The sequence below is a fragment of the Salimicrobium flavidum genome (genome assembly GCF_900156645.1).
GTDB lineage: Bacteria > Bacillota > Bacilli > Bacillales > Halobacillaceae > Salimicrobium > Salimicrobium flavidum.
In genome coordinates this window covers 26,289-45,857 of sequence record NZ_FTOC01000001.1, presented here as the reverse complement: position 1 = coordinate 45,857, position 19,569 = coordinate 26,289, and the positions used below count along the sequence as shown (strand labels likewise).

Below are 19,569 nucleotides of genomic sequence, written 5' to 3'. Positions count from 1 at the left end.
ATTATACAATTGAAAGCAGAAGGATGGAAATAGCAAAAAAGCAGGAAACTTAATTCCTGCTTAAGATACAGATATTATCTTCACTTCAAGATCTCCTCCAGGAGTGTGTACGGTAACTTTATCCCCGATTTCTTTTCCAAGCAGACTTTTCGCTATAGGAGATTCATTGGATATTTTACCCTCGAATGGATCGGCTTCTGCACTTCCTACTATCGTGTAAGCCTCTTCATCTCCTTGAGGAATTTCCTGGAATTTTACCGTTTTCCCAAGAGTAACTACATCAGGGTTATCCGAATCATTTTCAATGATTACAGCATTTCTGATCATGTGCTCTATTTGCTGGATACGGCTTTCCACGAAAGCCTGTTCATCTTTTGCTGCGTCGTACTCCGAGTTCTCCGAAAGATCTCCGAAGTCTCTCGCAGTCTTTATACGTTCGACAACTTCTTTTCTTTTCTCTGTTTTCAATTCATGGAGTTCACTTTCCAAATTCGCTTTACCTTCTTCGGTCATATAAAAGCTATTTTCTTCTGGCATGTCTAAACACTCCTTGTAACTGATCAACTTACTAATGAATCTCTCTATACTTTACCAAATTATGCTTAACAGTCAACTATTTTCACTGCATCCTTCAAAATTCTGTAAGCAATCCTCGTTCTCTTAGAATAGTTTGGATTTTTGTAGCCATGATATCAATAGCGACGTGATTTTGGCCACCCTCCGGAATGATGATATCCGCATATCTCTTCGTAGGTTCAACGAATTGCAGGTGCATAGGCCTTACTACATTCGTATATTGTTCAATGACTGAATCCAGGGTTCTTCCCCGTTCGTTTATATCTCTCATCATTCTTCTTATGATTCTTACATCAGCATCCGTATCCACAAAAACCTTGATATCCATCAGATCACGAAGCTTTTCATCTTCAAGGATGAGAATGCCTTCAAGTATAATGACATCTTTCGCTTCCACATGCATCGTCTGATCCGAACGGGTATGCATTTTATAGTCATAAATCGGCTTTTTAATCGATTCCCTGTTTATGAGTTGATTAATATGTTCAATCAGAAGATCAGTATCAAACGCCAAGGGATGATCGTAATTAGTATTCAATCTTTCCTCATAAGGCAAATGAGATTGGTCTTTGTAATAATAGTCCTGCTCGATCATTAATATCGAATGTTCTGTGAACTGTTGAATTATAGATTTCGTTACACTCGTCTTTCCGGAGCCGGATCCCCCCGCTACCCCGATTACAATAGGTTTATCCATCATCGAAAAACCGATCTCCTCTCTCATCTTACATGCGTTTAGTCGTAAGTGCCACTCCATCTCCTATAGGGAGAATGGAGGTATCATAATCTTCTAATTGTGTAAGCCATTCGTTGAAGGTCCGAATTTTATCAGCTATTTTCACCATTCTTTTATCCTCCGTGTCGGGGTTTGCTACAAGTCCCTTGAACAACACATTGTCTGATATGATGATACCATCATCAGTTAGCAAAGGCGCGTATAATTCAAAAAAACGACGGTACTGACCCTTCGCTGCATCAATGAACAATACATCAAACGGTCCGAACTCCCCTAACTCCTCCTCCATTTCAAGGGCATCCCCATAATGGAAAGTGAGCCTTTCGCTTACGTCTGAGTTCATTTTATTATTCATCGCTTCCTCATACCTTTGTCTGTCTCTTTCTATCGAAACGATGTGAATCTCCGGATGTGCATGGGCCATCTCAATGGCGGAATAACCGATTGCCGTACCTATTTCCAGAACAGTCGCGCATTTTTTTATGTGCAGTAGCTGTTTCAGAAAATGCATAGACTCTTTTTCCATGATTGGAATACGATTTTCTTCCGCGTATTCTTCCATATTTCGGATGAATTCTTCCGACTCCGGCACAAGGCCCCGGAGATAATCCGATTCTCTATTCATAGTCATCTTCCTTTACCTTTTCCATTTACAACTTAATTATTTTAACATAGAAAAAAGAAGGAAAGCGAGAATTTTCCCGCTTTCCTTCTTCCTATTCTTCAGACAGATATTCGTCGCGTTTTTTGTTATGCTCTTCCAGAGTCTCGGAGTAATGGATATTACCTTCATTGTCTGCAAGGAAATATAAGTAGTCCGAGTTGATAGGACTAGCTGCAGCTTCAATGGAATTTTCATTGAAATTGGAGATTGGACCAATCGGTAGCCCGGTCACGTGGTACGTATTATACGGTGATTCAATTTCCAGATCATCATACATGGTACGTTCCAGATGTTCTCCATGTGCATACGCTACGGTTGGGTCCGTCTGAAGAGGCATCTCTTCTTCAAGACGGTTGTAAAACACCCCGGCAATCTCTCTACGGCTTTGAGCAGTTCTGGCTTCATTCTCAAGTAGAGAGGCCATAGTGACCGCTTCATGTACATTAAGCCCTTGTTCTTCCAGGGATTCCATACGCGGCATTACAACAGATTCTGTTTTCGAAACCATCTTTTCGACTATTTCTTCAACACTCACTTCCTCTTTATAGAAAGGGTACGTAGCAGCGAACAAATAACCTTCTAAAGGGTAGCGGATCTCTTCCTGAAGGATCTCTTCCGTCAGTAACGCAGGATGACTCTCCATCAATTGAGAAATATATTCAGAGTCGTTCACCTTATTCATGAAATCTTCCTTTGAAAAAGAAAATTCTTCAGCATATACCTCGGCTATTTGTTCCAGCGTATATCCTTCAGGTATGGTCACACGTTTCACAGGATCTTTGACAATCTGACCAGTCTGCAAAGATTCAATGATATTGTCCAATTTCATGGCAGGCGTGAATTGATAATTACCGGCCTGAAATCCTGTTTCATTGTTGAATTTCGTGTAAAACCTGAATACTGTTGAATTAGAAATGATCCCTTGTTCTTCAAGGATCGCTGCTATTTCTGAATTCGTAGAACCAGTAGGTATTTCCACATTCACGGGTTCTTCATTATTTTCGTTTACCGGCTCAAGCGCATTGGAAATATAAAAATAGCCACCTACAATGCCTACAATCAGAACGATTGTTATAGTTATCAATACGGTTGCAACAATTTTACGCACCGTCCCCGCTTCTTCAGAACGGGACTTTTTCTTCGTTTCATACTCTTTTTTGAATTTTGAATCTGACACGTTACATCCCCCTTCACCGGATATATTATACTATAATTTATTGATTCCTGTCGAAGAACATTCAATTCATGGGAGGGGTCCCTCACAAATAAATCAGGGAAGAGTAACTTTTTTCACTCCAACTAAGAACATGCCTCATTCAACAGTAATAAAAACCCCGGTATGCGCCGGGGTTTTTGTTTTAAGTCAAATCTTCATCTGTCAATGTATTGAGCATTTCTTCTACCATTTCCCATTCCTGATCGGATTCGATTTGGTAGAGGGAAAGATTCTCTTCATCATCTTCTTTTTCCTCATAACGGAAAGCGAATACTTCGACTTCTTCATTTTCCTTTTGTTCTGCTGGAACTACCGCAATGTAGGAATGACCAGTCTTTTCTACATCGAAAGTGAATAATACTTCAAAAAGATGTTCTTCACCGTTTTCATCAGGTATTACAATTCTCTCTTCTTTTTCTAATGCCATGCTTTATATCCTCCTTATTGTGAAGCATCCAGAAATCCCTGTAGGATTATAACTGCTGCCATTTTATCCACTACTTTTTTGCGTTTCTTTCTACTCATGTCCGCTTCTAATAAAACTCGTTCTGCAGCCATAGTAGTCAATCGTTCATCCCAGAGATGAACGGTCAGGTTGAAATTCTTCTCAAGCCATTTTGCGAACCGTTCACTCTGCTCAGCCCGAGGGCCAATAGACCCGTTCATATTCTTTGGATATCCTACGACCGCTTCTGTTACAGACTCCTCCTCGATAAGAGGAGTGAGTTCTCTACGAGCGATAGAATAATCATCTTCTGTCCACTCAATGGTCTTGATACCCTGAGCTGTCATACCTAAGGAGTCGGAGATAGCAAGTCCTATTGTCTTCTCACCGACATCCAGACCGATTTTTTTCATTACTTACCCTCTTTTTGCTTGTTCAGATACGACTTCACTAATTCTTCGATCAGTTCATCCCGTTCAATTTTTCTTATCAGATTACGTGCATCCTTGTGGCGAGGGATATAAGCCGGGTCTCCTGAAAGAAGATAGCCGACGATCTGATTGATCGGATTATACCCTTTTTCGTGAAGTGCTTCATACACGTTCATTAAAATTGACTCTACGTCCTGATCATCAGGTTCTTCAGAGAAATTGAATCTCATCGTTCTATCCATCGAACTCATTAACATCACCTCGCACTAATAGTCACCCTCCATTATATACTTCTTTTCCGCAGAATAAAAATCAGACGTTCTCCGAAACATATTCATACGCATAATCGAGAGCTTCCGGGATTTTTTCCGGATCTTTACCTCCGGCCTGAGCCATGTCTGGACGTCCTCCGCCGCCTCCACCACAGCGAGAAGCCGCTCCTTTCACAAGATTGCCGGCATGCAGACCCTTTTCCACGAGATCTTTTGATACGCCGGCAATAAGCTGGACTTTTTCGCCTGATGGGGCGGTCAACAGAATCACGCCTGAAGAAATCTGCTGCTTCAGATCATCCATCATCGACCTGAGTGCATTCATGTCTTTTGCATCCACCTGTTTAGCGAGAACTTTAACACCTTCTACCTCTTTTACATCATCCAGTATCGATGCAGCTTCCAAATTGGAGAGCTTCGACGTCAGGGATTCGTTTTCCTTTTTAAGTTGCCTGATCTCTTCGTGAAGCCCCTGAATCCTTTCAGGCACCTGTTCCACATGTGCTTTCACTAACTCTCCTGATGCACGAAGAATGGCTTCCCTTTCATTCATAAGTTCGTAAGCCGCTTTGGAGGTCACTGCTTCAATACGACGTGTTCCTGCACCAATTCCCGTTTCGGACTGTACTTTAAACAACCCGATTTCGGAAGTGTTCACTACATGACAGCCTCCGCAAAGTTCAAGGCTGTAATCACTGATTCCGACGACACGTACATTCTCTCCGTACTTCTCTCCAAAGAGAGCCATCGCCCCTTCTTCTTTAGCTTCTTCGAGTGTCTTATAGCTGATTGATACCGGTAGAGAACTCCAAATCTTTTCATTGACGATTCTTTCTATTTCTTTCAATTGATCCTCTGTCACACTACCGAAGTGGGAGAAATCGAAACGGAGACGTTCACTGGCAACAAGTGAGCCAGCCTGGTTCACATGCTCCCCAAGCACATCCTTAAGAGCCTGATGCAGAAGATGAGTGGCTGTGTGGTTTTTCACTATATATGAACGGGAGTGATGATCGACCGTCGCCTTCACCTGATCTCCTTTATGAAGCACCCCTTCCTTCACCTTGGCTTCATGTAAATTCTGACCGTTCGGCGCTTTCTGTACATTGGTGATTTCCACCGTTACAGCCTCCGTAGATAAGAATCCTTTATCCGCAATCTGACCTCCGCTTTCAGCATAGAAAGGGGTGCGGTCCATGAGTAGATGGATGGTATCTCCTTCACCCGCTTCTTCGACCAGCGATTTTTCCTTGATAAGCGTTGTAATTACGCTATCTGTTTCAAGAAGATCGTATCCGACAAACTCACTGTTTGTGTGGATATCGCTTAGAACACTGTCCTGGATCTGCATGGAGTCCGTTTTTTGTCGCGCGCTTCGGGCACGGGCTCTTTGCTTTTCCATCTCATCACGAAAACCTTCTTCGTCAACACTGAAACCTTCGTGTTCCACATATTCTACGGTCAGTTCTTTCGGGAACCCGTACGTGTCATATAATCTGAATACATCTTCTCCGGGGAAGACTCGGCTCCCCTTTTCCCTCTCCCGTTCCATAATCGAGGAGAGAATTGCAAGACCGTCGTTCAGAGTTTCGTGGAAGCGTTCTTCCTCCGCCTGAATCACTGTCTGAATAAAACTTTCGTTCTTCTTCACTTCCGGATAGAAATCTTCCATGATCTCCGCTACTGTCGGCACAAGTTTATACATGAACGGTTCATCAATCCCCAGCTGCTTCGCAAAACGTACAGCTCTGCGGAGAAGGCGTCTCAGCACATATCCTCTTCCTTCATTAGAGGGTAGAGCTCCGTCACCGATGGAGAATGCTACCGTTCTGATATGGTCGGCAATCACTTTGAAAGCGGCATCCGTTTCTTCATTTTCATCATAGGAGCGTCCGGAAATCTCTTCACTCTGACGGATAATAGGAAGTAACAGATCCGTTTCAAAGTTGGTTCTCGTATCCTGGATGACGGATACAATACGTTCGAGCCCCATGCCGGTATCAATGTTCTTTTTCGGAAGAGGTGTATACGTATCATCAGGATTATGGTTGAACTGGGAGAACACAAGGTTCCATATTTCAAGGTACCGTTCGTTCTCACCTCCCGGGTAAAGTTCCGGGTCGTCGGGATCCTTGCCATAATCTTCTCCGCGATCATAAAAGATCTCCGTATTCGGGCCACTCGGACCTTCTCCGATATCCCAGAAATTTTCTTCAATCCGGATGATTCTCTCTACAGGAAGACCGATTTTATCCTTCCAGATAGCATACGCTTCATCATCTTCCGGATGAACTGTCACAGACAACCTGTTTTCATCAAAGTCAATCCATTTATCCCCCGTAAGGAATTCCCATGCGAACTCAATCGCCTCTTCTTTGAAATAATCACCGATGGAAAAATTTCCGAGCATTTCGAAAAAAGTATGGTGTCGCGCTGTGAAGCCGACATTTTCAATATCATTCGTACGGATCGATTTTTGAACATTTGCAATGCGTGGATTCTCCGGAACAACCCGCCCGTCAAAATATTTCTTCAGGGTAGCCACACCACTGTTGATCCACAGCAATGTCGGATCTTCATGCGGGATGAGTGAGGCACTCGGCTCCACTCCGTGTTCTTTCTCTTTGAAAAAATCGAGAAACATCTGTCTGACGTCTGCTGATGTCAATGATTTCATTGGAAATCTCCTCCTTCATTTTCGTAATATGTAGTCCGACCATTCGTACGGACTGTTGAACTTTCTCCTGAGTAATCAAGTGTATCTCAGCTACAGGAGACATGTTGTCAGTCCATTTGCTGATAATAAAAAAAGCCCCTCAGTTTGTAATCTGAGGGACGGACGTGACCGCGGTACCACCCTGGTTATGGTTAAACCATCGCTTTCGGGACAGATAACGGTGTCCTGGCAGCCGTAGGGGATTAACCCGCATTCCGGGAGAGCTTTCCGCAAAACAGAACATAGCACCTCTTACAGCCGAAGGAGGCGCCTCTCTTCAAGTCTCGATTCACGTACTTATTCCCATCATCATGTTCGTCCTATGAACTAAGCGTTATTATAAGCAACATACAGGCTTATGTCAACGGTTTCTCAAAAACACACCGCATGAGCTTCTTACATAAAATCATATGGAGACATTGCTTCATCTTCGTCTTCTTCATCATAGACAACCGTCGTTTCTTTTTTCAGCTTTTCCTGCAGGTACGTGAACCGCTGATTCGTGTCTTTCGTCCGGATCCCCTTGAGGAAAGCCTGCTGATCGCCACAAAGTATGAGGGACTGTTTGGCCCTCGTAACGGCCGTATAAAGGAGATTCTTCTTCAGCATCCGCTTGTACTGATACGTCACTGGCAGAATGACTATAGAAAATTCACTCCCCTGTGATTTGTGGATAGAGGTGCAATAGGCAAGCATAATATTAGATAGTTCTTTTCTCGGGTAAGTCACTTCTTTTCCATCGAATTCAATGACAAGCTGCTCTATGTGATCCACATTCTCTTCGGCGCGAAAAATCGCTGCAACTTCTCCGATATCTCCATTGAACACGCCTTCTTCGGGCTGATTAACAAGCTGAATGACTTTGTCCCCTTTTCGGAAAATGTTTCCTTTCCATTCCATTTCACGTTTATTCTTGTTTTTGGGATTTACCCTCTCCTGCAAAGCCCGGTTGATTTCATGAATCCCTGTTTCTGTACGATACATCGGAGCAAGCACCTGGATGTCTTTAAGGTCTATCGATTTCTCGTGGGCTTTGGCGACAATATCTGTCACGACATCCTTCAACCGCGTTTCAGGAGCCTTAATGAAGTTGAAGTCCTTCTCCTTGCTGAGCATATCCGGTGTACAAGCATCATTCTTTATAGCATGGGCAAGATGAATGATTTTCGAACCTTCTTTCTGTCGATACACTTCATTCAACTGGATGGAAGGAATTTCTCCTGATGCCAATATATCAGCAAGTACCTGCCCCGGTCCGACCGAGGGCAACTGGTCTTCATCCCCTACTACGACCACCTGCATATCCGAAGGGATAGCACGAAAAAGTTGATTGGATAGCCACATATCGACCATAGAGAATTCGTCGATGATCAACAATTTCCCTTCGATCCGATTGGTATGGTCCTTTTCGAACGTCTGATGACCGTCCCAGCCGAGGAGACGGTGAATGGTACTCGCAGGTAACCCGGTGGATTCAGTCATCCGCTTTGCAGCACGTCCTGTCGGAGCAGTGAGTACGAAGGGGAAAGGCACATCTTTCGTGTAATCTTTCGGGTCAAGAGAACAATCTTCGAGTTTTGAGTAAGCGTGTAACAGCCCTTTGATGACCGTCGTCTTCCCTGTCCCGGGGCCTCCGGTGATAATCATCATTTTTTCTTTGAGTGCCGTTTCAATCGCTTCGAACTGTTCTTTACCATAACTCATCGTTTCCTCTTCCTCGATCGAACCGATCACTTTCAGGAGATCAGCCTGTGTAAAATCGGTATTCACTTCATCAGCCAGTATCCGGTCGACCTGGGTAACGAAACCATTCTCGGCAAAATAAAGGGAGGGAAGATATATCCGGTCTTCCTCAATGAATACATACCTGTTTTCTCCGAGATAGGTCACTTCGGATGAAAGCTCTTCATAAGATAACGGGCCTTCCTCCGGAGAATGCAGCAATTGTTCCATCTCTAGAAGGCAAGTTTCAAGTGGAAGATACGTATGACCAGCCTGAAGGTTCTGATGTAGAGTGTAGAGACAGCCGGCGCGTATTCTTGTCGGGTGATTGTGTGTGAGGTTCCTGTTCTTCGCAAGTTCATCCGCCCGGTAAAACCCGAACCCTTCGACAGCGAACACAAATTGATAAGGGTCCTCTTCCAGAATGTCCAGAGTCTGGTTACCAAAAGCTCCATAAATCTTCTGGATCGTCTTAAGCCCAAGTCCGTGTTTCGTGAGTTCAACCATCACCTGTTCGAACCCCTGATGTTCAACAAGAGCTTTGTAAAGATTATCCTTGATTTTATCAGACATCTTCGGTACACGGTCGAGTGAATTCCTGTCCGAGAGTATGATTGTAACTGCATCTTCTCCAAGTGTATCAATGACTCTTGCTGCAGTTTTCCTTCCGATTCCATCAAAAAGCTCACTGGACAAATACGCGATGAGTCCGTCTCTCGTTTCCGGCATCACCCGGCGATATTCTTCGACGACGTACTGTTCCCCGAATTTTTTATGGGTCTCGAAGGATCCGTACAATATATAGGTCTCCCCTTCTTCCAGTGGAGCGAAATACCCTTTGATAACAAGTTCTTTCCCTTCGAAACTCTCCGAGGTCTCCAAAACTTTCACTGAAGCGATAGAAAACGTTTCTTCTTCCCTATGGAAGATCATCCGCTTCAGTTCTGCTTTTACATACGGTCTTTCTTCCTGCTCGACCATAGATTGCTGATTGTCCATTGGTCCGACTCCTTATCATTCATTGAGCGCTTTTTCCACTTCGGCTTTCGCATGAGCAGCGAGCATATGATCCTCCTGGATTTCCAGAGCTTTTTCGAATCGATCCAAAGCCTCTTGCGGCTGCTCTTCGAAAATGGAGATGACCCCCAGGTTGTAATAAGCATCCCCGTGCTCCGGCGTGAGCTCAAGGACTTGATGAAGAACGCGTTTCGCCTGGTCCAACTGCTGATTCTGTGCAAGGCACAGCCCGTACTGAAACTGGATATCCACATCTGATTGATCAAGCTCCGAGGCTCTGGATAAATAAGGGAGCGCCAGTTTCTGATAATCCTGCTGTACGAAGGTCATTCCGAGCAGAAAGTATACATCCGCTTCATCAAGCCCTTTTTCGACCGCCTGGAGGAACTGATTCTGAGCTTGTGTGAACTTTTCCTGATCATAATAAACGTTCCCTAGACCATAATAAGCGGTTGCTGCTTCCTCATCCAGAGAAATAGCCCTTTCAAAGAAGCGTTCTGCCCGTTCATACTGTTGCATATGAAGCAGTAAATTACCGAAATTGATGTAACCGAGCGGTTCCTCGGGATTTTCTTCGATCGCCTCCGTGAAAAGCTTAGCCGCTTCTTCAAAATCCTGATCCTGCATCCGGTCGATGCCCTGTTGCAATTTATCCATATTCATACCCCTTTCTTATGTAGGAAACAAGCCATGACTTATAGAGGTCATGGCTTGATCTCTCCGTTATCCCACGTGGGACATCGGTTGATTGTTCTTTTCCACTTCGTCGATCGTCGCACCGCCGAGACAGACGTCCCCGTCATAAAAAACGACTGCCTGTCCCGGTGTAATCGCGCGTTCCCTCGCGTCGAAGACCACTTTCACCTGATCTTCGGATAACGGATATACGGTAACGCTCGAATCTTTCTGACGATAGCGGAACTTAGCCGTGCACGTAAAAGGTTCCTCAGGTGCTTTTCCTGTAGTCCAATTCACTTCTGTAGCGACTAAAGCCTCCGAATACAGTGCTTCATGATCAAAACCCTGACCGACATAAAGAATGTTATCCTGTATATTCTTCCCCACGACAAACCACGGATCACCTGCTCCGCCTATGCCAAGGCCCTGACGCTGTCCGAGCGTGTAATACATGAGCCCATCATGCTCTCCCTTTACTTCTCCTGATAGCGTCTGCATTTTTCCTGGTTGTGCAGGTAAATATTCACTGAGAAATTCTTTGAAATTGCGTTCTCCGATAAAGCAGATTCCTGTAGAATCCTTCTTTTTCGCTGTCGCTAGTCCATTACGAAGGGCGATTTCTCTTACTTCCGGCTTAGGAATATCTCCCAGCGGGAACATGGTTTTCGACAACGCATTCTGATCCAGCTGGTTGAGGAAGTAGGTCTGATCTTTATTATCATCCACGCCGCGCAGCATTTCGTAGACGCCTTCGTTTTCCCTGACCCGGGCGTAATGGCCGGTAGCCAGATAATCGGCCCCTAGAGACATCGCATGCTCCATAAAAGCTTTGAATTTTATTTCCTTGTTACACATGACATCAGGGTTCGGAGTTCGTCCCGCTTTGTATTCATCAAGAAAATACGTGAAAACTTTATCCCAATATTGCTTTTCGAAATTGACGGCGTAGTAAGGAATATCCAGCTGATTGCATACACGTATCACGTCTTCATAATCTTCTGTAGCTGTACAAACCCCGTTTTCATCAGTGTCATCCCAGTTCTTCATAAAGATACCGACTACGTCGTAGCCCTGTTCTTTCAAAAGAAGAGCTGCCACAGATGAATCGACGCCCCCACTCATACCGACCACCACACGGGTATCCTTCGGTTCTTTCATGATTTTTCCTCCTACTTGTTCAGTCGTGTATATATAGCAGCAACACGCATTGCGGCTTCTTTTACATTGGCTTCATCGTTGGCCGCCCCGAAACTGAAGCGTATAGAGTTCGTCATCCGCTCCGGCTCTTCCGGAAACATAGCACTTAAGACATGAGAAGGTTCGACTGACCCGGCAGTACATGCACTCCCACTCGAGGCGGAAACCTTCTCCAGGTCGAAGTTCGTAAGCATCGTTTCCACGTTCATATCGCTGAAGCTGAGGTTAACGATAGAAGCCACGGCGTTCATCCCATTCACCTGATATGGCACCTCTTGATCATTCAACGTTTCAAGAAAGAGAGTTTTGTATTTACTATACTCCTCCACTCTTTCCTGCTTATTGTCCTTGAGGAGTTGTACCGCCTTCTCTAGCCCTTTCACCGCCTGGACATTTTCAGTGCCGGCCCGGCGTTTGCGTTCCTGTTCCCCTCCGAACGTACGGGATTTTAGTGGTATCCCTTCTGTCGCATAAAGAAAACCGATTCCTTTTGGACCACTGATCTTATGGCCTGAAAAAGCCATCAGATCCACATTCATAGTCTTCACATCAATATCTTCGATTCCAAGGGCCTGGACAGCATCGGAGTGAAAATAAGCAGTGTGATCTTCGAGAATATCCGCTATCCGTTCCACCGGTTGTTTCACGCCCGTTTCATTGTTTACCATCATAACGGAAACAAGAACCGTGTCCTCCCGGAGAGCAGCTTCGATTTTTTCCGGATCGACCGCTCCATCAGGTTCAGGATCGACATACGTTACCTCCCAGCCTTGCTTTTCCAGTTCCTGCATCGTATGAAGAACAGCGTGATGTTCAATGGAAGTTGTAATGATATGGCTTTTCCCAGTGTTCTCCGTTACACCGAAAATAGCAAGGTTATCCGCTTCCGTCCCTCCACTGGTGAAGATGATCTCTTTTTCGTTCGCTCCTAAAACCGACGCTATATTTCTTCTCGCCTCATCTAATATCTGTCTTGCTTTTCTGCCATGCTGGTGTATGCTCGAAGGATTTCCGAATACTTCCCGGTACACCGGGATCATCGCTTCGATCACCTCTTCATGTACAGGGGTGGTTGCAGCATGATCCAAGTAAATGGCTTCCATGGTTATTTCCTCCTGCATTCAAATGTAGAACATAAATTCGTCTTGCGTCTGATCTCCTGTATGGTTTTTCAAATCTTCCAATGTCGTGGTATCAAGCACATCCTTGACCGCATCTCTGATTCGAAGCCATAACGCCTGCTTTGCAGGTTCTTCGTCTTCAATACCTTCTACAGGAGTGATCGGACCCTCGAGGACTCTGATAACATCGCCAGCTGTAATCTCATTCGGTTTCATTTTCAGCATGTAACCGCCGTAAGCTCCCCGTACACTTTTTACGAGACTTGCGTTTCTCAGAGGAGCAATCAGCTGTTCAAGATAATGTTCCGACAAATCATTGTCTCTTGCTATCTGCTTAAGAGACACGGGGCCTTCCCCATATTTACGCGCTAGCTCAATCATTATTGTTAGACCATAACGGCCCTTTGTTGATATTTTCATTCTGTTCACCCTTTTTCATGAAAAAGTTCATTGTGCTTTTAGCGAACGGCAGACTGTAACCGACCATCGTTCCGAGCATAAGTGCTATAAACACGGTACCTACACCTACTGGTCCCTGCAACAGCCAACCGAGAAGAGCTACCGTGACTTCCATCACGTTCCTCGATGTGGAAACCTTCCAGCCGAGAACATCTGAAAGCATCAGCATAAAGCTATCCCGCGGTCCTGCACCGAGATCAGGGGCGACATAAACTCCTATCCCGAGAGCCATGATGACTGTACCTGTAATAAACACGAAGATCTGCATGCTTAGCGTTTCCGGTTCTACGAGAATCCAGTTGAATATATCAATGAAAACGCCTATGAGCACCATGTTGAGGATCGTCCCGATACGTGGCCACTGACGATAAAAAAGAGAGGTCAATACCACGATGGATATCCCTGCGATAATGGACCATGTCCCTATTGTAAGGCCGAACTGTTTGAAAAGTCCGTAGTGGAAAACATCCCATGGACCTATACCGAGAGCCCTCCCCTGAATAGTAAGGGAGATTCCGAAAGCAAGAATGACCAGACCGATTGTAAAATACGTCCACCTGATTTTTGTTGTTCGAATATTTTTATTCATAATTATTCCTTCTTCCTATTTTACCACACGACATTATATCACGAAGATGGGGGTGCTTGCATTTTTTCCGGGAACACCCTAGGATTACCGTATGACATTCCCTACAAGGAGGAAACAATGAGTCAACAACCTTTGGCATTCCGAATGAGACCGACACATATAAATGACATTATAGGACAATCCCATCTCGTACGCGAGGGAAAAACCTTGCACCGTATGATAGATTCCAATCGGCTTCTATCCATGATTCTTTTCGGCCCTCCAGGAACCGGAAAAACCTCGCTTGCTATAGCTCTTGCCAAAAGTTTATCCATGCCCTATAAGATATTGAACGCAGTGACAGATAAGAAAAAAGACATGGAAGTCGCAGTGGAGGAAGCAAAAATGCATGGAGGGATGGTACTCATCCTTGATGAAGTGCATAGACTTGATAAAGCGAAACAGGATTTTTTACTTCCTCACGTCGAGAAAAACACCCTCACCCTGATCGGATGTACAACGAGTAATCCCTATCACTCCATCAATCCCGCTATAAGAAGTCGTGTGCATCTCTTCGAACTGGAGAAACTCTCCCGAAGTGACGTAAGAGAAGCTATTGAAAAAGCCAGAAATGACGAGGAAGGTCTCGCCCATCTTGATCTGGACATCACGGAAGAAGCACTCGAACATTTCGCATTCGCTTCGAATGGGGATTTGCGCGCAGCTCTCAATGGACTTGAGCTCGCCGCCTTTTCTACGAAGAAGGACGAGAACGGGTTTATTGCCATCGACCTTTCCGTAGCTGAAGAATGCATGCAAAAGAAAAGCTTCTCCCATGATAAGGACGGGGATGCTCACTACGACGTTCTTTCCGCTTTTCAGAAATCGATCAGAGGTAGTGATGTAAACGCTGCGCTTCATTATCTTGCTCGCCTCATAGAAGCAGGAGACTTGGAAAGTATCGCAAGAAGACTTGTGGTCATAGCTTACGAGGATATAGGACTCGCCAATCCTCAGGCAGGACCAAGAGCATTACATGCAGTCGAGGCTGCAGAGAGGCTCGGCTTTCCAGAAGCCAGAATACCTCTTTCCGTGGCCGTTACAGATCTTTCCCTGTCACCTAAATCGAACAGTGCCTATAAAGCGCTTGACGCAGCTATCAGTGATGTAAAAAAAGGTAACAGCGGAGAAATACCAGCCCATCTGAAGGATTCCCATTACAAGGGGGCAGAAGCTCTTGGACATGGCACAGAATACCAGTATCCACACAACTCCTCTTCCGGTTGGGTCGACCAGCAATACCTGCCGGAGACGATCAAGCATCGTTCCTACTATGAACCGAAATCGAATGGTAAATATGAACAGGCACTCCAAAAGGTATATGAAAAAATAAATGGGCAAAAGAAAAAATGACCTACCTCCCCTTTTTCAGGGGAAGGGTTGCTCAGATCAGAAGTTATCTCGCTTTCTGAATTAAAGAAAGTCCAAAGCATTTATAGCACGTAAAAAACCCGACTTTGAAAGTCGGGTTTTTGTTCATAAAAGAAACAATCCCAATCGTGCCGTTGTGTCATGAGTTTTGAACCCGCTACTGGCAGGTGGGTGTCCTGTTCTGCACTTCCTGAGTCCTCTAAGTATAAAATACAACGAGGCATTCATTCCATGCAGAAACTTCGGACTCCCTTCTCATAAATGTTCGGTCAAAACGTACAGTTTTACAACGAACACATCAGGATTGTCTTCCTTTACTTTGTAATCAAATCATAGCACACAAACTGAAGGTTATCAAGGGATATCATTTCTTTTTGTTAAGCTCCAGGTTCAATTCATCCAATTGTTTTTCATCCACTTTCGAAGGTGCATTGGTCAGTAAATCTGAAGCGGATGCTGTTTTAGGAAACAGAATCGTATCACGTAAATTCGTACGATTGGCCAATATCATGACGAGGCGATCCAGACCAAAAGCGATGCCTCCATGGGGTGGCGCACCGGAATCAAGAGCTTCCATCAGGAAGCCGAACTGTTCATTCGCCTCCTCTTTTGAAAATCCGAGTGCTTCAAACATTTTCTCCTGCAGATCCCGTTCATGGATACGTAAAGAGCCTCCCCCGAGTTCATAACCGTTCAGAACGATGTCATATGCTTCTGCCTGCACACTTTCCGGACGGTCCAGTATATGTTGCTCATCTTCGGCAGCAGGTAGGGTGAACGGATGGTGCGCAGCATAATATCTTCCATCATCTTCATTATACTCGAATAGCGGCCAGTCAATGACCCATAAAAAGTTGAAGATCGAATGATCGATGAGACCGAGCCGGGATCCAAGCTTCTGTCTCAGAGCACCAAGACTGTCGTGGACGACACTCGTCTTATCAGCAACGAATAGCAGCAGATCCCCTTCCTTCGCATTCAACGCTTCCCTGATCGAAGAGGCTTCTTCCTTCCCGAAAAACTTGGCGATAGGCCCGGTCAGTTCCCCGTCTTTCATCTTCATCCAAGCCAACCCTTTCGCGCCATAAACCTTCACATCTTCTGTGAGCTGGTCAATGTCTTTACGGGAAAATTGATCTGCCTGCTGTTCAACGTTGATGGCGCTGACCTGCCCTCCAGAAGCCACTGCTTTTTCAAAAACCTGAAAGCCGCTGTTTTTTACAAGCGAGGAGATGTTGACCAGTTCAAGACCGAACCGGGTATCCGGTTTATCGGAACCGTAGCGTTCCATCGCTTCTTCATAAGAAAGACGAGGGAAAGGTACATTGACATCTATTCCTTTCACCTCTTTCATTACAGCCTTCATCATACCTTCCGTCATATTCATGATGTCTTCTTTCGTTACGAACGATGCTTCGACATCTACCTGGGTGAATTCGGGCTGCCGATCAGCACGTAGGTCCTCGTCCCGGAAGCAGCGGGCAATCTGATAGTACTTTTCAAAACCGCTCATCATCAGCAGCTGCTTAAATAACTGCGGGGATTGAGGCAAAGCATAAAAGCCTTCGTCATGAACGCGGCTAGGCACGAGGTAGTCTCTCGCTCCTTCCGGTGTGCTTTTAGTAAGGATTGGCGTTTCCATCTCCAGGTACCCATCCTGATTCAAAAAGTCGCGGATAACCTGGGTGGTTTTGTGACGAATAAGGAAGGTCTCCTGCATTTCTTTTCTTCTCAGATCTATATAACGATATTTCAGACGGGCGTCTTCAGCCACATCCGTTTCATCTTCGATCATGAAAGGAGGAGTTTTCGCTTTGTTCAAAATCTGTACGTCCGTAGCGACAACTTCGATATTACCGGTATCGAGCTGTTCATTCACCGTACCTTCTGCACGTTCTACGACTTCTCCTTCTATTTCAAGGACAAACTCGCTTCGCACTGATTCGGCTATCGTGAGGGCTTCTTTAGATACCTCGGGGTTGAAAACCACCTGAACAATACCGGAACGGTCACGAAAATCGATGAAAATCAATCCACCGAGATCCCTGCGTTTTTGGACCCATCCTTTCAACAATACTTTTTCCCCTTTATTCGAATCTCTTAATATTCCACAAGAAGTTCGTTCCATTGCTATTCCCCCTTCGTATCCTTCAATTCTGCAGAAATGTCCTCGAGTGATATTTCTTTCTGTTCACCGGAGGCCATATCTTTTACGTTTCCAATACCTTCTTCTATTTCTCTATCGCCAAGAACAATCACTTTTTTAGCTTTCAGACGGTCTGCAGCTTTGAACTGTGCCTTCACTTTTTTATGCAAATAATCTTTGTCGACCTGGAGCCCCTCGGAACGGAGTTTATCTACGAGTTTAACTGCTTCGACTTCCGCTTTTTCTCCCATAACCACTACGTAACAATCGAGTTGATTCTCCACAGGGAGTTCTACACCTTCCGCTTCAAGGGCCATCAGCAGTCTTTCGATACTCAAAGCGAAACCGATCCCTGGAGTGGCCGGGCCTCCGATATCTTCAACGAGTCCGTTGTAACGGCCACCTCCACTCAATGTAGTGATTGCACCAAACCCTTCCGCCTCACTCATAATTTCAAAGGCGGTATGGTTATAATAGTCGAGACCACGTACGAGATTCGGATCTATCACATAATCGATGTCCATAGCATCAAGGTAGTGCTTCACCTTATCAAAGTACGTTTTCGAATATTCATTAAGGTACTCCAGAATAGAGGGAGCTGTTCCCATTGCAGGGTGATCCTTATCTTTTTTACAATCCAGTATGCGGAGAGGATTCTGTTCCAAACGTAACTGGCAATCCTCACAGAGCTCCTCCTTATGAGGGGAGAAATGATCGACCAGCGCCTGACGATGCGCTTCACGACTTTCCTGGTCGCCGAGACTATTCAGTACGAGCTTAAGGGATTTGAGACCCAGATCCTGGTAGGATTTCAACGCAAAGGAAAGGACCTCAGCATCTACGGCAGGGTCTTCACTTCCGAGAGCTTCTATACCGAATTGGACAAATTGACGGTATCTTCCCTGTTGAGGACGTTCGTAACGGAACATCGGTCCGAAATAGAACAGCTTCGTCGGCTGATTCGCCAGTCCGTGTAACTTATTCTGAACAAAAGAACGTACTACGGAAGCTGTCCCTTCAGGTCTTAGAGTTATGCTTCGTCCGCCCCGGTCTTCAAACGTATACATTTCTTTCTGTACGATATCCGTAGAATCCCCCACACCCCTTTGGAAAAGCTCAGTATGCTCAAAGATAGGTGTGCGTATTTCTTTATAGTGAAACCGACGGGATAGATCCCTTAAAACCTCTTCTATATATTGCCATTTTTCTGAAGTCCCAGGTAATATATCCTGCGTGCCTCTCGGTGCATTCATAGCCATATGAATTCCTCCTTCAAATAATCAACTATTATCGAGTTTCGTTCCATAAGTAATCGGATATCTTGTCTTGATCCAAAAAGCGCAACTCCATTCATCATGAGGCACTCCCCCCACGGTGTTATGAATATATACGCTCCTGGCAGCAACATAAAAAAGTCCCGTCCCTTTTTCTGCATTTCTGCAGAAAAAGGGACGGGACTTCCCGCGGTGCCACCCTCATTGAAGTTTAACTACTTCCACTTTAGGATCCTTAACGCAGATCTTTCGTCCATGCCTACTTCTGAGGGTTCGACATGGCACCTAGGAAATGTCTTTCATCAATGCATCAATAGAAAAGTGCTTTCAGCCACTGGCACTTTCTCTCTGGCTATATGGTTATCGACTACTTTTTTCCTTATCGGTTTTCATTTTATTGAATTGATTACTATCATATAGACGTCCGGTTGTTATGTCAAGATTCAACCTTCTTTACTATCAAGAATCAGCGTTACGGGACCATCATTGATCAGATCCACCTGCATCATCTCTCCGAATGCCCCCGTCTCTACTTCCATTCCTTCCTGACGTATAAATTCATTGAATTTCTCGTACAATTCATTCGCTGCATCAGGTTTGGCCGCCTGCATGAAATTAGGTCTGCGCCCCTTCCGACAATCGCCGAAAAGCGTAAACTGTGATATTGAGAGGATTTTCCCGTTAAGATCCACTGTCGACAAATTCATTTTCCCGGTATCATCCTCAAAAATTCTGAGATGCGGGATCTTTTTAGCCAGATAAGCTGCATCTTTCTCCGTATCTTCCTGACCGACACCCAGAAGAACGACGAGCCCTAAGTCCACTGTACCTTTTTCCTGTTGTTCCACAGTAACTTTAGCACCCGTGGTACGTTGTACTACTGCCTTCATACTTTTCACA

Annotated in this window: 18 protein-coding genes, 1 other RNA gene and 1 other annotated feature; of the genes, 1 reads left to right on the top strand and 18 read right to left on the bottom strand. The window is 44.9% G+C overall.

Annotated elements, in window-relative coordinates; genetic code table 11:
* Positions 1–60 precede the first annotated feature (60 nt).
* The 14 genes from greA to BW944_RS00170 all read right to left on the bottom strand — a co-directional run bounded on the left by greA (position 61) and on the right by BW944_RS00170 (position 13,839).
* A complete protein-coding gene (greA, locus tag BW944_RS00235; RefSeq protein ID WP_076556330.1) occupies positions 61–537 on the bottom strand; it encodes a transcription elongation factor GreA in 477 nt (158 codons plus the stop codon).
* A gap of 94 nt (positions 538–631) precedes the next feature.
* Positions 632–1,276 (bottom strand): uridine kinase, encoded by a 645-nt coding sequence (gene udk, locus BW944_RS00230; protein WP_076556892.1) that lies wholly within the window; start codon positions 1,274–1,276, stop codon positions 632–634.
* A gap of 25 nt (positions 1,277–1,301) precedes the next feature.
* On the bottom strand, positions 1,302–1,937 hold the full coding sequence (locus tag BW944_RS00225; protein WP_143525627.1) for an O-methyltransferase: 636 nt from the start codon (positions 1,935–1,937) through the stop codon (positions 1,302–1,304).
* A 91-nt stretch (positions 1,938–2,028) separates the two neighbouring features.
* Positions 2,029–3,153 (bottom strand): endolytic transglycosylase MltG, encoded by a 1,125-nt coding sequence (gene mltG, locus BW944_RS00220; protein WP_076556328.1) that lies wholly within the window; start codon positions 3,151–3,153, stop codon positions 2,029–2,031.
* A gap of 181 nt (positions 3,154–3,334) precedes the next feature.
* Positions 3,335–3,619 (bottom strand): DUF1292 domain-containing protein, encoded by a 285-nt coding sequence (locus tag BW944_RS00215; protein WP_076556327.1) that lies wholly within the window; start codon positions 3,617–3,619, stop codon positions 3,335–3,337.
* A 14-nt stretch (positions 3,620–3,633) separates the two neighbouring features.
* Entirely contained in the window at positions 3,634–4,050 is a 417-nt protein-coding gene (gene ruvX, locus BW944_RS00210; protein ID WP_076556326.1) for a Holliday junction resolvase RuvX, read from the bottom strand.
* Entirely contained in the window at positions 4,050–4,319 is a 270-nt protein-coding gene (locus BW944_RS00205) for an IreB family regulatory phosphoprotein (protein ID WP_076556325.1), read from the bottom strand. The genes ruvX and BW944_RS00205 overlap by 1 nt, the downstream gene beginning before the upstream one ends.
* A 61-nt stretch (positions 4,320–4,380) precedes the next feature.
* A complete protein-coding gene (gene alaS, locus BW944_RS00200; RefSeq protein ID WP_076556324.1) occupies positions 4,381–7,017 on the bottom strand; it encodes an alanine--tRNA ligase in 2,637 nt (878 codons plus the stop codon).
* A gap of 435 nt (positions 7,018–7,452) precedes the next feature.
* Positions 7,453–9,777, bottom strand: coding sequence for an SF1B family DNA helicase RecD2 (gene recD2 / locus BW944_RS00195; protein WP_076556323.1), 2,325 nt, complete (start codon positions 9,775–9,777; stop codon positions 7,453–7,455).
* Between the two features lie 15 nt (positions 9,778–9,792).
* Positions 9,793–10,452 carry a tetratricopeptide repeat protein gene (locus BW944_RS00190; RefSeq protein ID WP_076556322.1) on the bottom strand — a complete coding sequence of 220 codons (660 nt, stop codon included), beginning with the start codon at positions 10,450–10,452 and terminating at the stop codon, positions 9,793–9,795.
* Between the two features lie 66 nt (positions 10,453–10,518).
* Positions 10,519–11,631, bottom strand: a complete 1,113-nt coding sequence (gene mnmA, locus BW944_RS00185) for a tRNA 2-thiouridine(34) synthase MnmA (RefSeq protein ID WP_076556321.1) — start codon at positions 11,629–11,631, stop codon at positions 10,519–10,521.
* An 11-nt stretch (positions 11,632–11,642) separates the two neighbouring features.
* Positions 11,643–12,773, bottom strand: coding sequence for a cysteine desulfurase family protein (locus BW944_RS00180; RefSeq protein ID WP_076556320.1), 1,131 nt, complete (start codon positions 12,771–12,773; stop codon positions 11,643–11,645).
* A gap of 18 nt (positions 12,774–12,791) precedes the next feature.
* Positions 12,792–13,211, bottom strand: a complete 420-nt coding sequence (gene cymR, locus BW944_RS00175) for a cysteine metabolism transcriptional regulator CymR (RefSeq protein WP_076556319.1) — start codon at positions 13,209–13,211, stop codon at positions 12,792–12,794.
* Positions 13,165–13,839: a YczE/YyaS/YitT family protein gene (locus tag BW944_RS00170; RefSeq protein ID WP_076556318.1), complete on the bottom strand. Its 675-nt coding sequence runs from the start codon at positions 13,837–13,839 to the stop codon at positions 13,165–13,167. Before BW944_RS00170 ends, cymR begins: the two co-directional genes overlap by 47 nt.
* 117 nt (positions 13,840–13,956) lie before the next feature.
* Between BW944_RS00170 and BW944_RS00165 the strand changes: the two genes are divergently transcribed.
* Entirely contained in the window at positions 13,957–15,231 is a 1,275-nt protein-coding gene (locus tag BW944_RS00165) for a replication-associated recombination protein A (RefSeq protein ID WP_076556317.1), read from the top strand.
* A gap of 133 nt (positions 15,232–15,364) precedes the next feature.
* On the opposite strand, the gene ssrS is transcribed toward BW944_RS00165, so the two are convergent.
* From ssrS to dtd, 4 genes are all read right to left on the bottom strand, one after another.
* Positions 15,365–15,557: non-coding RNA, 6S RNA (ssrS, locus tag BW944_RS00160), on the bottom strand.
* 56 nt (positions 15,558–15,613) lie between these two features.
* Positions 15,614–17,377: an aspartate--tRNA ligase gene (gene aspS, locus BW944_RS00155; RefSeq protein WP_076556316.1), complete on the bottom strand. Its 1,764-nt coding sequence runs from the start codon at positions 17,375–17,377 to the stop codon at positions 15,614–15,616.
* A gap of 2 nt (positions 17,378–17,379) precedes the next feature.
* Entirely contained in the window at positions 17,380–18,654 is a 1,275-nt protein-coding gene (gene hisS / locus BW944_RS00150; protein WP_076556315.1) for a histidine--tRNA ligase, read from the bottom strand.
* A 185-nt stretch (positions 18,655–18,839) separates the two neighbouring features.
* Positions 18,840–19,061: a binding site (T-box leader), on the bottom strand.
* A 51-nt stretch (positions 19,062–19,112) separates the two neighbouring features.
* Entirely contained in the window at positions 19,113–19,559 is a 447-nt protein-coding gene (gene dtd / locus BW944_RS00140; protein WP_076556313.1) for a D-aminoacyl-tRNA deacylase, read from the bottom strand.
* Positions 19,560–19,569: the final 10 nt, after the last annotated feature.